This is a genomic window from Flavilitoribacter nigricans DSM 23189 = NBRC 102662, assembly GCF_002646595.1.
In the GTDB taxonomy this organism is placed as follows: domain Bacteria; phylum Bacteroidota; class Bacteroidia; order Chitinophagales; family Saprospiraceae; genus Flavilitoribacter; species Flavilitoribacter nigricans.
The window spans coordinates 49,885-62,906 of record NZ_PDUD01000012.1; the positions used below are offsets into that span (position 1 = coordinate 49,885).

Below are 13,022 nucleotides of genomic sequence, written 5' to 3' on the forward strand. Positions count from 1 at the left end.
CTACTCCACCGGACGTCCCCGGAAAAGAACGGTATAGCTGTTACCTTTTCTCCGATTTGGCATTATATCTGGCAAAAGACATTTTTTAATTCCTCCGAAATTACGTTTATGTTCAGATCGATGCTGAAGATACTAGGTTATGCCAGTATGGTCCTTCTGGTTTCCCTATTGCTGGTGTTCTTCATTCCCCGGAACTACGATGTTTCCCCCTTCCGGGAAAGACCGGACACCCAATACTGGGAACTTGAGACCGGATCCAGGATAGGCTACACCTTACTCCGTGGAGATACCAGCCGGGTCCACGCACCGATCATTTACCTGCACGGAGGGCCGGGAGGTATGATCCAGGATGAGGTCGTCGAATTTTTCCGGCCGATAGCCGCAGCCGGCTACGATGTGTATTTATACGATCAGATCGGCAGCGGTCACTCCGACCGCCTGTCTGAGATCGGAGACTACTCGGTGGCCCGGCACCGGGCCGACCTGGAGGCTATCGTGGCACGGATCGGTGCCGAACGGGTTATTTTATTCGGGCATTCCTGGGGAAGCATGCTGGCTACGGAATTTTTGGCGGGCAACCGGGAAAAGGTCGAAAGCATGATCCTTTCGGGGCCGGGACCGATCCTGCCGATCAAAAATGAGCTGGCCGGTTTGAAAGCGCCGGATAGTCTGCAGCTTACAGCACCCAAGTATTCCAACCGGGAGGGAAACGAACGGGCGAATAATCTACGGAGTAAACTGGTTTATTACTGGGCCCGTATCTTTAAACGGAAACTAGCCTCCGATCGGGAAGCGGATCAGTTTTTCACCCATTTAAACAACCAATTGAGTAAATCGACCACCTGCAATGGAGAAGGGCTGCCGCCCTACCCGGGCGGTGGTGGCTATTACGTCCACATGATGACGGTCAACAGTTTTTATGAAGTTAAGGACAAACGTTCGGCCATTCGGGATAGCCCGACACCACTCCTGATCATTAAAGGGCAATGTGACAACCAGAAGTGGGGCTTTCTGGAGGAGTATCTCCGGCTTTTCCCTAACTCCAGGTATCAGATCATCCCCGCGGCGGGTCACCGGATCGACCCGGATCGGTTTGACGAATACCGGAAAATAGTGCTGGATTTTTTGCATATCCAGCTTGTATTTTAGTGAATCGGCAAAATCTGGTCACAAATTTAGCAACATTAGCTTTTTATATAGCGCGATGGGCATCATGCCCATCGCTCTCCTGCGCTCGTCCAGTTGGTCCGGGTCGGCCGTAGGGGCCAGTTCCACGATGCCGTTCGCCGGGTCCACATTTGCGAACTGGCTGCCGTAAAGCTGTTCTTCCCCGGCATTTACTTTAATTCTGTCGTATAAATACGCGTAGCTTTCTCCATCCAGATCGCTCGCTTTGACGGCCGATTCGATATGCGGCAATTGCGCCTTTTGCCAAGCGGTATCCGCATCGGCGTGCTGAATGATGAAAAAGATGCCCCGCATGGCTTGCCGCCCCACCAGTTTACGATCCGGAAATCCGTAGGCCGCAAAGATCTCCCGCAGGCGATCCCGGTTGAGTGCGTCTACGATATTGGTGAGATCCCTGGTCACTTCGTCGGCATTGAGGTCGTACTTTTCGATCATATCCTGCATGATATTTCCCCGGGTGGCCTGATCATCCACATACATTTTGATCAATTCCAGCTGGAGGGCCGGGTTTTCTACAACTTCCGGCGGTATTTGGGAACAGGGGGCCAGAGAGGAGGCAAATTTTCTCCTGCAGACCTCCTCCAACACTTCCCGGGGCTGCCGGCTGAGGATGTCGGCCACCGCATCGGACTGCCCGGCTTTTACTTTGAGTTCCAGCCCCGTACTGAGGAATTTGGGATCCAGTTCTTTTCCGGTAGCCAGCAATGAATCAAACTGAGCGGTGGCCGTTTCAAAATTTTCATTCCAGGAATTTTCGATCATATGCCAGCCGAGTCGCCAGATCTCTTCTTCGGAATTAAGCCCGGCACTTTTGTCCCGGCAGGAAAGGAGAGCCAGTAACAGAATGGTCTGGGTCAGGAGCGGTTTCAGTTTCATTTTCTTGTATTTTATCGATTTGGGTAATAACCGCCTTAGCGGGCCGGCTTTATCCCGTATTGTTCCAGCACGGCCGGCGGCGGGCAATCAGCGGCGCAATCCCCGTTTCGATCCAGTATGAATGTGTAATTTTCAAGCTTCACCTTAAAGCTCCGAAATTCCTGCGAACGGACACTTCCCGGCGGATCATCTCCCCCATCCGGCCGGTCATAACTTACTTTAATATCCGTAAAAACGATGGGAATGACTTCCTCTCCCCGATCGTTGACCATGCCGTATTTTCCGTCTTTTTCCACCATGCCGAAGCCTTTGAATATCGCCCGAACACCATCGTATTGGATAGCCGTGATCGATACGCCGGTGGTATCCACAAATCCCCATTGTTCACCCCTTCTGACACAGGCGATCCCGTCGGATACCCGGCCGATCTGATCGTAGGCGATGGGCACCAGGGTTTCGTGAAAGCGATTGACGATGCCCCACTTTCCGTCCTGACGGACGCGGGTATAGCCGCCACTGATTACCAATTCTTCGTACTCGAAGGGAATGCGGACCGTCTCGTCAATCGTGATCAGTCCCCAGCGACCATCCCGGCGGGCCCGGATAAAGGCGGGTTGCAGGAAATCCAGTTCCTCGTATTCCAGGGGGATCTTAATATTGCCCGCCCGATCGCTGAGGCCGCATTTTTCGCGGCACAGTACGATCCAGTTGTAATCCTCCTTCTCGATCATCCGACTGTATTCCAAAGGCAGGATCTCCGTTCCACGATAGTCGATCAGGCCATACTGCCCCTCAATCCGGGCGATCATGCCACCGTCGCGGATACTCCCGATGGATTGGAAGCGAAACGGAGGTTCTTCCGCCTGTTCTACATTATAGATACCGTATACCGTTCCCTTATTCACCCGAAAGTGAGCGGGATAACCGCTGCCGAACCGATAGCCAAGGTTACGCACCCCATCGTATTCCAATGGAATAGCCGGCTTTCCGGAAAAGAAGTATAGACCGAATTTACCATCTTTTTCCGCCAGGATATGTCCCGTCTTTTCTTCTGCCAGGTAATTGTATTCCAGCGGTAATATCCATTCGCCTCCAAAGTTTATCAGCCCATTTTTTCTATCCTTTCCCACGATGAAGCCCACCTCATCCACGGTTTTGATCTGATCGTAAATAAATTCCGTGACCACTTCGCCCCGCCGGTTGATCAATCCCCAGGCGTCGCCCCGTTTCACCGGCATGATGCCCAGGTGGGAGTAATGGGCATCATCAAAAGGCTCCGGATGAATGGGATCGCCCCGGCGATCGATAAGGTAATGCTGACCGTCCCGGACCACCCAGGCCAGGCCGTCGAAAAAAGATTGCACCCGGTCGTATTCCGGGGGGATGATAACCTCCAGGTCCCGATTAACGGCCCCGTAGCGATCACCTTCCCGTAAAAATGCAACCCCATCGCGGAAATGTTGGATATGGGAATAAGGAAGTGGCGTGATCTGCCCGCTTTGCAGATCCAGCAAAACGCTCTGCCGGTTATTCATAAGTAGCAAAGTTTCCGGACCAACAGGCGAAACCCAGTTATAAACCGTATCGGTCCAGTATTCCAGCTTTTGATTGAGAAATTGGTATCCTCCATCTTTCTTTACCCGGAAATACCGGCCACTATCACGGGGATAGATCTCATCGTAAATAAATGGCAACAACACATCCTGCTCCAGATTGATCAGGCCCCACTTCCCTTCCTTTTTAGCCGAGAGCAGCGGAGGCCCCTCCCGGTTGACCTGCAGGGATTCATAAATGAACGGGATCAGGGTATCGTTCCGGTAATTGAGTAAACCGGATCGGGCACCGGACCGGGCGATCAGCAGATCTTCCCGGTGAGCGAGCAAAAAATCGTACTGGATAGGTACGACGAGCTGCTTATCGGGGCGCATGATCCCAAATTTACCGTTGCGCACCACCGGTAGATACTGTCGGTTGCCCAGCAGCAGGGTATACCAATCGTAGTCGATGGGATCGAAGCGGAGATCGGATCGACGGATCAGGCCACTTTGTCCATCCCGGGCGGCCCGGGCCCGACCGTGGATGAACCGGGCTCCCGTTGAGAACTGCGGAGCGATGATCTCTCTTCCCCGGCGGTCGATGTAGCCGTATCGGCCGTCCTTTCGCACGTTGACCAGGCCATCGTGGAAATTTATCCGTTTGCTGTCGTAAGGGTTATCAAAGAGTCTTCGGCCATCCCGGCCGATCACAAAAAAATCCGCACCGATACGGGCCGGGGCCAGTCCTTCCGAAAAGGAACCGATCCAATCGTAATTAAACTGTGCGTATATTTTTTCCCGCGAAATGAACGGTTCATCCGGTGGTAGGGCCGATCTTTTACTGCAGGCGGTGAGGATGATCATCAGAAAAAAAGCGCAGGCTGGGTAGGTATTTTGCATAGTAGGTTCTTGGGGAGAAAGCATATTCAGCCACCGGCAGAGCCGTTTGCCGGGTATTCCTTATCCCTGTTTTATGGAGAGCGATGATAGATTACAAAAATAACAAATTGGCAGTATTCAACAAGTACGTGTAGCGTAGCGAATGTATACTAAATGGCATCCCGTCATAGGTGCAGTGCATTGTCATAGCTTCAGGATAGGAGGCACCAATGTTTCCAAGTGCAGCGGATCCTTGCATCCTCCACCCTATTCCTCGTTTGTTCTCATCGTCGGAATCAATTTTTTTTGCAAAAATCGCTACAGAATACTTGCGCAGCCACATGACTGCATGTATATTTGCAGTCAAATAGCTGCATAAATGGAATTAAGACGAGATGTATTTCAGGCTATAGCCGATCCTACCCGCAGAGCGATCATCACGCTGGTGGCGTTGCAGGCCATGACGCCGAGTGCTATCGCGGAAAATTTTGACTCTTCGCGGCAGACCATTTCCAAACACATCCAGATCCTGCGGGAGTGCGAATTACTGGAGCAGGAACAGAACGGCCGGGAGATCTATTACCAACTTAATCCCCATAAGATGAAAGAGATAGCGGATTTCATCGAGCCCTTCCGGAAATTGTGGGATGACCGGTTCAACAAGCTGGAAGCTATTATGAAAAATTACCAGCCCGGTACCCCGAAGGATTAGATCCGGAATTCACCAAAAAACGTCAATTCATGCAACTGAAAACCAAGATCGACGCGGAGGATGGCAGGCAGGAACTACGGATCAGCCGAAAATTTGAGCTGCCGCTGGAATTGCTGTTCAAAGCCTACACCGAACCCGAAATCCTGGAGCAATGGATGGGGACGAAAGTGCTAAAGCTCGAGAACGAAAAATACGGAAGCTGGCAATTCGAGACTACCGATCCCCGGGGGAACAAGCACCGGTTCAGCGGAGTCATTCACGAATTTGTACCCGATCGGCAGATCATCCGCACCTTTGAGATGGTGGGGACCGGTTTTGGGGTCCAGCTCGAGTTCCTTGAATTTGAATCGATTACCGAAGAAACCAGTCGGCTCGATATGCATATCGTGTACCGTTCCGCAGAGCTCCGGGATCAGTATTTAAAAATAGGCATGCCGCGGGGTCTGAGTATGGCTCACGATCGCCTGCAGGAAGCAGCCGAAAAATATAAATAGATGCACCCGCAACGAAGAAGCAAGATCATCTACTGGATCGCCACGGGCTGGCTGGCCCTGGGCATGTTTTCGACCGGCATTGTCCAGTTGCTGCAAATGGAGGAGGAAATAGCCTTTGTGGTCCTTTTAGGCTATCCCATTTATTTTCTAAGCCTGCTCGGCGCCTGGAAACTACTCGGAGTGATCGCCATTCTCCTGCCCCGGTTGCCCCTGCTCAAGGAATGGGCCTATGCCGGATTTTTCTTTGCCATGTCGGGTGCGATATTTTCGCATATTGCCGTGGGTAATCCGGTGGGTGAGATCCTTCCTGCTACCCTACTGCTCGTCCTCACGGTGGTGTCGTGGTATTTCCGGCCCGCCGAACGGCGGTTGATTTTTGATCACCAAGATGTTTAGACTATGAATCCCAAGGTTGATTTCTTTTTCACCAAGGCCAAAAAATGGCGCGAAGAATTTGAGCAATTGCGCACGATCATTCTCGATTGCGGACTGACCGAAGAACTGAAGTGGGGCGTCCCCTGTTATACCTACCAGGGTAACAATATCGTTTTGATCCACGGTTTCAAGGACTACTGCGCCCTGTTGTTTCATAAAGGAGTCCTGCTCAACGACGCCGATAGCCTGCTCATCCAGCAAACGGAAAATGTGCAGTCGGCCCGTCAGATCCGCTTTACCGGATTACCGGAGATCCTGAAGCTGGAAGATACCCTGAAAGCCTATATATTTGAGGCCATAGAAGTGGAAAAAGCCGGCTTGAAGGTGGTTTTGAAGAAAACGCGGGAATATACCGTACCGGAAGAACTGCAAAATAAATTTGGGGAGGACCCGGAACTGAAAGCGGCGTTCGAAGCGCTGACGCCGGGTCGGCAGCGCGGCTATCTGTTATACTTTTCTGACGCCAAACAATCCAAGACCCGGACGTCGAGGATTGAAAAACACCGACCGGATATCCTGGCCGGGAAAGGCTTAAATGACCGGTAGCAGGGCACGATCATTGGAGGTATATGTTGGGAGCTTTTGTGGTGCCCCCGGACTCTACCGGATATCTCATGCCAATCAGGGGTAAAAAATCCCGTAGGGACGAAATATAGGTAGTCCGTCTAGTAATTCGGCAGACTTAGCGTGCCGTAGGTACGCAATACCGTTTTACATGGCGTACCCACGGCACGTTAAGGTGGGAAATGGTCATTTTACTACCTTTATTTTGTGCCTAACGGCACATTTTATCCAAATTTAAATTCTGATTCGCATATCTCATGGTCTACTGTGAGTTTTAAATCAATGCAATGAATCCAAAAGTTGATCTGTACTTCGAAGAAGGCTGCGGCCGCTGCCCGCTGGGAGGCACCCCGGACTGTAAGGTGCACAACTGGACGGAAGAAATGGCGGAGCTAAGGGCCATCATTCTGGACTGCGGCCTCGACGAAGAGGTGAAATGGAGTGTTCCCTGCTACACCTTTCAGGGTAACAATATTTTAATCCTGAGTGCATTTAAAGAATATTGCTGTATCAGTTTTTTCAAGGGAGCGCTCCTACAGGACGCCCAGGGATTGCTGGACAAACCCGGAGCAAATACCCAGGCGGCCCGTTTGCTGCGCTTTACGAACCTGGAAGAGGTCAGCGCCCTGAAATCAACCGTGGAAGCCTATATCTACGAGGCCATTGAAATTGAAAAGGCGGGTTTGCAAGTCAATTTCAAAAAAGAATCGGAACCGATCCCCGAAGAACTGCAGGCGAAACTGGAGGAAGATCCGGTCCTGAAAACGGCCTTTGAGGCTTTGACACCGGGTCGGCAACGGGGTTATCTGCTCTATTTCTTGGCCCCCAAGCAATCGAAAACCCGAACCTCCAGAGTGGAAAAATACATTCCTCAGATCCTGGCGGGGAAGGGGATGCATGATCGATGATTTGACTATCTGATGATTTGACCATCAGATGATCATTAAACGCAGTCTTATGACGCTTTATATCAAAAACATGGTGTGTAACCGCTGCCGGACGGTAGTCAGGTCCGAATTCGACAAACTGGGCATCGAGACCCTTTCCGTCGATCTGGGAGAAGTAAGCACCGCGGCTGATATTCCGGAAGCAGACCTGGAACGACTGCAGCAAAACTTACGGCACCACGGGTTCGAAATCCTGCAGGATCGGGACAAAAAAACCATTGAGAAGGTCAGGAATTCGCTCGTCCGGGTAGTTTACGAGGAGGATTATCCCGCCAATCGGAACCTGTCGGATATTCTGGTGCGGGAGATCGGGCAGGATTACTCCACCATCAGTAAACTCTTCTCGGAAACGGAAGGCATTACGATCGAAAAGTACCTCATTAACCTGAGGATCGAACGGGTTAAAGAATTACTGATCTACGATGAGCTGTCGCTCAGTGAAATTGCTTTTAAGTTAAACTATTCCAGTACCGCCTATCTGAGTAATCAATTCAAAAAGGTCACCGGGCTGAGTCCGTCATTCTTTAAAAAGCTCAAGGAAAAGAAACGAAAGCCGATCGATGAGGTCTAGGAGCACCATTTCCGAAATCTTATAAGCTTTACCCAGAATAGTGTAACAGCCGGGCCCGCCCGACCCGCTATTTTTGTGTCATTGTTCATCCAAAAATTCAACGATCATGACACATACTTATCAATTGGAGGGAATGACCTGTGGGAGCTGCGAAAACAAGGTAAGATCCGCGCTACTACAAATGGAATCCGTCGAATCCGTCGATGTCTCCAAAGAAAACAACAGCGCTACCATCAGCATGGCGAAACATATCCCGCTCGCGAAATTACAGTCCCAGCTTGCCGGTGTAGGCGCTCAATACCGGATAAATGCCCAACAGCACAGCGAAACGGTGGAAACGGCCAGATCATGGCTCGCGACCTACAAACCGGTATTACTGATCTTTGTCTACATATTTACGGTAACCGGTCTCATCGAACTGACCTCCGCGGATCTCCAATGGGGAAGATGGATGCGGCACTTTATGGCCGGGTTTTTTCTGGTGTTCTCCTTTTTCAAAATGCTCAACCTACAAGGTTTCAAGGACAGCTACCGGATGTACGACGTAATCGCCCGGAAGTTTCCCGCCTGGGGATACATCTACGCCTTCACAGAACTGCTGCTGGGCATTGCCTTTCTGGTGAATTTCAACCCCGTGATCACCAATACCGTCACCCTTATTGTGATGTCCGTGAGCATCGTTGGCGTGCTGCAAACCGTATTGAACAAAAAAGCGATAAAATGCGCCTGTCTGGGCGATGTATTTAATCTGCCGATGAGTACCGTCACCATCATCGAGGATGGTTTGATGATCGCCATGAGTGCGGGCATGCTGGTGCTGGCCATCTAAGGAACCGGGTGATGCGGACATCCACCCGGAAAAGGTGAGTTAACAAAATGGAGGGCCCGGGCAGGTGCGTTTGCACAACGATCCTGTCCGGGCCCTTGCTGTGCTCCTACCCCAGTACATCCTGATCACTGACAAAGGGCTGGCTGTAGAGGCGTTCGCCCGTGGCGCGGGCCAGGGCATTGGCCAGAGCCGCCGCTACGGGTGGCAGGGAGGGCTCTCCCAGACCGGTCGGATCGATCCCGTTGTCTACGAAAAAGACCTCGATCGCTTTTGGTGCCTCCGAGTGCCGGATCAGGCGGTAGGTGTCAAAATTACTTTGTTCGGGACGGCCCTCACGGAAGCTCATTCTGCCGTACAGGGCGTGACCGATACCATCCACGATACCGCCTTCGATCTGGTTGAGTGCCCCTTCCGGATTGACCACGATGCCGCAGTCGACAGCGCACCAGACCTTTTCGATACTGGGTTTATTACCGTTCATAACCACATCCACCACCTGGGCCACGTAGGAATTGTGGCAGAAATACGCCGAGACCCCGCGGTGTACACCGGCTTTTTCCGATCCCCATCCGGCCTTTTCCTTGACCAGTTTCAATACGCCGGCGTAGCGTTCGGGATCGTAGTCGTTCTTTTCGCCGACGGGATCGCTGCTGGCCCGTTCGAAGAGCTCCAGCCGGAAGTCGATGGGGTCCTTACCCGCGGCTTCGGCTACTTCGTCTAAAAAGGATTGCTCGGCGAAGGCGATGAAATTGGAACGCGGAGCCCGCCAGGCGCCGGAAGTAATGTTGGATTCCAGGCTATTGTTTTCCGCCAGATAATTATCCACCGTACCCGCCGGATAACGATTGGAGAATACCGGACTTTCGTGCGCGCCGGTGCCTTTTACGTGAAAGCCAATGAGTTTATTATCCGCATCCAGCGCCGCCCGGTAAGTCACCTTATAGGAAGGGCGGTAAGTCCCCTGGGTCATATCATCCGCCCGGGAATAGATCAGTTTTACCGGAGCGTTCACCTGCTGGGAGATCAGGGCCGCTTCCACCCCAAAGTGTCCGTACAAACGGCGACCGAATCCGCCGCCCATGCGGGTCATCATCACGGATACATTCTCTTCGGGAATATTAAGACGGACCGATACCATATTCTGCAGGGCAGCCGGCGTTTGTACCGGCCCGGCGAGTTCGGCCCGATCTGCGGTCACGTGGGCGAAGAAGTTCATCGGCTCCATCGTGTTGTGGGCCAGAAACGGGCCGCTATAGGTGCGTTCGATCACCTGCGCTGCATTGCGAAAAGCCGCCTCCGGGTCGCCATCTTTGCGGGAAGGCTCTTCCACACCAGTTGCCAGCAATTTATCGAGTTCATTATTGATCAGATCCGTCGTCTCACCCGGCGTATCTACCTCCCATTCCAGTTCGAGGGCTTCCTTCGCTTTCATCACTTCCCAGGTCGATCTGCCCACGACGGCCACCAGATCCGAAAAGGCGAGATTATTCAATCGCCGGTGTTCCATACCTTCCGGTTTGGTCTCGATCTTAAAGACATCGACAATACCCGGCATGGCTTTAGCCGCTTCGATGTTCATGGATCTCAGTTTCATACCGAAAGCCGGGGCGTGTTGGGCCATGGCGATCAGCATGCCTTCTTTTTCGTAATCCAGACCGAAGAGCGGCGCGCCCGTGGCAATCTTCCGGCCGTCCACGTTTTTGGTCGGCACACCGATGATCTTAAAATCCTGGGGTGCTTTCAATTCGATCTCCTCCGGCACTTCAATTCCCGCTGCGGCCGAGGCCACCTCCCCGTACCCGATCGACCGGCCACTGGCTTCGTGCAGGATCCGGCCGGACGCGGTCGTCAGTTCAGACAGCGGGACTTCCCACTGTTGGGCCGCCGCTTCCAGCAACATGCGCCGGGCGGTAGCGCCGGCCATACGCAGGCTTTTCCACCCCTGGCGGATAGACTGGCTGCCTCCGGCCACCTGCCGCGAAAAGTTTTCCGTATCCAATCCGGCCTGTTCCACCACCACATCCTTCCAGTCGACGTCCAGTTCCTCGGCCACGATCATCGGCATGGCCGTCTTCACGTTCTGGCCGATCTCAGGATTAGGCGACATAATGGTCACGATGCCATTGTCTCCGATCTTCAGGAATCCGTTGATATCGAACCATTCTTCCGGCATGGTCATGGTCTCCGCCGCGGTGGCGTCAGCTTCGGGTTTACAGCCGGCCAGCCAGCTGAAACCCAGTACCATGCCGCCGCCGGCGAGGGTTGAAACTTTGAGAAAGGATCTTCGGTTGTGATTTGTTTTTAAGACCGTCATGATGTTTTTTTAAGGATGAAGGGAAATTGGGATGTTGGAATGTGCACGTTTGGGAATTGAGATTTTGGAAGGGGTTTGTGCGAACGCCTTTCAAATTACGGAAGTCTCGGAAATTAACCAAATGGAGCGGGAGAAACAAAAGGTGCAGCGAGGTACCGATCGGTTGCCGAAAATCGGCACGGTATCCCGCTACACCAGGAAATGCTGACGAATGATTGCCCTTTCCGGAGTACTTACCGGGAAAAGGCGCTTTTTTCTTTACGAGTAGTTTGGCCCTGATACGCTTGTGACGGACCGATTACCAAACCACTTCGGTCGGTATGAATTTACCGGATGAAAGGATCGCTGAAGCGTTCGGCGTACATCAGATCCTCGTCCGTCAAAGTGTGCAAAAAACTAACGAGCGCCTCCTTTTCTTCCCGACTGAAGTTCAGCCGCTTCGGTTGCTCCGGATCTTCCGGATACCGGAACCGTACGTCCAGCGTAGGCTGCATTTCGATGCCGGTGCTGTAGTGCTCGATCACCTCCTCCAGCGTGGCAAAGCGACCGTCGTGCATATAGGGCGCCGTAATCGCGATATTTCGGAGAAAAGGCACTTTAAATTTTCCGGCTTCAATGGGCAGTCCGGAAATGCCTCCCACGCCGAGATCCCCGTTGAGCAGCGGCAAGCCATTATTCGCAATCCGTTCCTCTGCGGTAACCATATCGCTACCGTGACAGGAAGCACAGTGGGTCATGAACAGACTTTTTCCGAGGTTTTCCTGCGCACTGAAATGACGAAAATCGGGAAACGGGATCCGCTGCCGGTTGATCCCCGTATCAAATCGGGAATTGTGCGACACCAGCGAATTGACGAAGGCCTCCAGCGCCTCCAGGATCTCCTCCTCCTGCACGTCCGCTGAGCCGTAGGCTTTGCGGAACAACACCTGGTAATAATCCACCCGGCCCAGCTTTTGCGCAAGCACGTCCAGGGGCATGCCCATCTCGATCTCATCCTCAATGGTTTGCCGGCTTTGTTCTCTGAGATCCAGCGCCCGTTCGTCCCAGAAAAAGCCGGCGACCGGTTCGGTTGCATCGGTATCTCCGGGGGATTTTGTACCGTAGGAAGAGGAAAAATTGGCCGTTGCCCCCAGCGCCAGGGTATTGCGTTTGGTGAGTTCACCCCCAAAACCCCGGCTGTGGGCTACATTATCGGCAAAGGCAAATTCCTGCTTGTGGCAGGAAGCACAGGCAACGGCGTCATTGCGCGAAAGCCGGGCGTCATAAAACAGGACCCGCCCGAGCAGGGCTTTCGCGTCGCTTATTTCCGGAGGCATCATCCCGTTGAATTCCATATGCGGCGCCAATTCTACCTGATAGCTGATCAGGTGATTGGGTAAATGGAGGCTGCGCTCGAGGGTGGCGTACTCTTCCGGCGTGTACCAGTTGGGGGTGATATCTCCTTCATTCCGGGTGCAGGAAAAAAGCAGGAACCAACAGGCGATGAACGTCAAGGCAATGGTTTGGATCTTGGGTATCATTGGGAATGGTTTTGTTTTCTTAGCCTAGACTCGGGGAAATGGGATTTTGGTTGCCTGCTCTTTTTTTAAAGTGCTAAGGTGGAGGGTGCTAATGTGTGAATGTTTTACGCACGACAACACCTCAACACATTTCCACCTTAGCACTTTGATCAGTATGG

At 52.5% G+C, this 13,022-nt stretch carries 12 protein-coding genes; 8 read left to right on the forward strand and 4 right to left on the reverse strand.

Going from position 1 to position 13,022, the window contains the following annotated elements; genetic code table 11:
* Positions 1-108: 108 nt before the first annotated feature.
* Positions 109-1,149 (forward strand): alpha/beta hydrolase, encoded by a 1,041-nt coding sequence (locus tag CRP01_RS08590; protein ID WP_099149621.1) that lies wholly within the window; start codon positions 109-111, stop codon positions 1,147-1,149.
* An 18-nt stretch (positions 1,150-1,167) separates the two neighbouring features.
* On the opposite strand, the gene CRP01_RS08595 is transcribed toward CRP01_RS08590, so the two are convergent.
* Both CRP01_RS08595 and CRP01_RS08600 read right to left on the reverse strand, forming a co-directional pair.
* A complete protein-coding gene (locus CRP01_RS08595) occupies positions 1,168-2,064 on the reverse strand; it encodes a DUF6624 domain-containing protein (protein ID WP_099149622.1) in 897 nt (298 codons plus the stop codon).
* Positions 2,065-2,099: 35 nt separating this feature from the next.
* Positions 2,100-4,499 (reverse strand): WG repeat-containing protein, encoded by a 2,400-nt coding sequence (locus CRP01_RS08600; RefSeq protein ID WP_170110285.1) that lies wholly within the window; start codon positions 4,497-4,499, stop codon positions 2,100-2,102.
* A 358-nt stretch (positions 4,500-4,857) separates the two neighbouring features.
* On the opposite strand from CRP01_RS08600, the gene CRP01_RS08610 reads away from it, so the two are divergent.
* The 7 genes from CRP01_RS08610 (at position 4,858) to CRP01_RS08640 (ending at position 9,030) form a co-directional block, all read left to right on the forward strand.
* On the forward strand, positions 4,858-5,190 hold the full coding sequence (locus CRP01_RS08610; RefSeq protein ID WP_099149625.1) for an ArsR/SmtB family transcription factor: 333 nt from the start codon (positions 4,858-4,860) through the stop codon (positions 5,188-5,190).
* A gap of 29 nt (positions 5,191-5,219) precedes the next feature.
* The gene (locus CRP01_RS08615) at positions 5,220-5,684 is read left to right on the forward strand and encodes an SRPBCC domain-containing protein (RefSeq protein ID WP_099149626.1); all 465 of its coding nucleotides are present in this window, start codon (positions 5,220-5,222) and stop codon (positions 5,682-5,684) included.
* Positions 5,685-6,080 carry a DoxX family protein gene (locus tag CRP01_RS08620; protein ID WP_099149627.1) on the forward strand — a complete coding sequence of 132 codons (396 nt, stop codon included), beginning with the start codon at positions 5,685-5,687 and terminating at the stop codon, positions 6,078-6,080. It abuts the gene before it with no gap.
* Positions 6,081-6,083: 3 nt separating this feature from the next.
* The gene (locus CRP01_RS08625) at positions 6,084-6,665 is read left to right on the forward strand and encodes a YdeI/OmpD-associated family protein (RefSeq protein ID WP_099149628.1); all 582 of its coding nucleotides are present in this window, start codon (positions 6,084-6,086) and stop codon (positions 6,663-6,665) included.
* A 305-nt stretch (positions 6,666-6,970) separates the two neighbouring features.
* Positions 6,971-7,591, forward strand: a complete 621-nt coding sequence (locus CRP01_RS08630) for a YdeI/OmpD-associated family protein (protein ID WP_099149629.1) — start codon at positions 6,971-6,973, stop codon at positions 7,589-7,591.
* A gap of 49 nt (positions 7,592-7,640) precedes the next feature.
* Complete coding sequence (locus CRP01_RS08635; RefSeq protein ID WP_099149630.1) at positions 7,641-8,201, forward strand: helix-turn-helix domain-containing protein; 561 nt, start codon at positions 7,641-7,643, stop codon at positions 8,199-8,201.
* A 106-nt stretch (positions 8,202-8,307) separates the two neighbouring features.
* Positions 8,308-9,030: a heavy-metal-associated domain-containing protein gene (locus CRP01_RS08640; RefSeq protein WP_099149631.1), complete on the forward strand. Its 723-nt coding sequence runs from the start codon at positions 8,308-8,310 to the stop codon at positions 9,028-9,030.
* Between the two features lie 106 nt (positions 9,031-9,136).
* Here the strand turns inward: CRP01_RS08640 and CRP01_RS08645 are convergent, their stop codons facing one another.
* Positions 9,137-11,344, reverse strand: coding sequence for a xanthine dehydrogenase family protein molybdopterin-binding subunit (locus tag CRP01_RS08645; protein WP_099149632.1), 2,208 nt, complete (start codon positions 11,342-11,344; stop codon positions 9,137-9,139).
* A gap of 326 nt (positions 11,345-11,670) precedes the next feature.
* A complete protein-coding gene (locus tag CRP01_RS08650) occupies positions 11,671-12,864 on the reverse strand; it encodes a cytochrome-c peroxidase (protein ID WP_099149633.1) in 1,194 nt (397 codons plus the stop codon).
* Positions 12,865-13,022 lie beyond the last annotated feature (158 nt).

What these genes read in the sequence shown, in the direction of transcription:
- CRP01_RS08640 (WP_099149631.1), top strand. Translation starts at nt 8,308, where the DNA reads ATGACACATACTTATCAATTGGAGGGAATGACCTGTGGGAGCTGCGAA.
- CRP01_RS08600 (WP_170110285.1), bottom strand. Translation starts at nt 4,499, where the DNA reads ATGCAAAATACCTACCCAGCCTGCGCTTTTTTTCTGATGATCATCCTC.
- CRP01_RS08595 (WP_099149622.1), bottom strand. Translation starts at nt 2,064, where the DNA reads ATGAAACTGAAACCGCTCCTGACCCAGACCATTCTGTTACTGGCTCTC.
- CRP01_RS08635 (WP_099149630.1), top strand. Translation starts at nt 7,641, where the DNA reads ATGACGCTTTATATCAAAAACATGGTGTGTAACCGCTGCCGGACGGTA.
- CRP01_RS08615 (WP_099149626.1), top strand. Translation starts at nt 5,220, where the DNA reads ATGCAACTGAAAACCAAGATCGACGCGGAGGATGGCAGGCAGGAACTA.
- CRP01_RS08625 (WP_099149628.1), top strand. Translation starts at nt 6,084, where the DNA reads ATGAATCCCAAGGTTGATTTCTTTTTCACCAAGGCCAAAAAATGGCGC.
- CRP01_RS08650 (WP_099149633.1), bottom strand. Translation starts at nt 12,864, where the DNA reads ATGATACCCAAGATCCAAACCATTGCCTTGACGTTCATCGCCTGTTGG.
- CRP01_RS08620 (WP_099149627.1), top strand. Translation starts at nt 5,685, where the DNA reads ATGCACCCGCAACGAAGAAGCAAGATCATCTACTGGATCGCCACGGGC.
- CRP01_RS08590 (WP_099149621.1), top strand. Translation starts at nt 109, where the DNA reads ATGTTCAGATCGATGCTGAAGATACTAGGTTATGCCAGTATGGTCCTT.
- CRP01_RS08610 (WP_099149625.1), top strand. Translation starts at nt 4,858, where the DNA reads ATGGAATTAAGACGAGATGTATTTCAGGCTATAGCCGATCCTACCCGC.
- CRP01_RS08645 (WP_099149632.1), bottom strand. Translation starts at nt 11,344, where the DNA reads ATGACGGTCTTAAAAACAAATCACAACCGAAGATCCTTTCTCAAAGTT.
- CRP01_RS08630 (WP_099149629.1), top strand. Translation starts at nt 6,971, where the DNA reads ATGAATCCAAAAGTTGATCTGTACTTCGAAGAAGGCTGCGGCCGCTGC.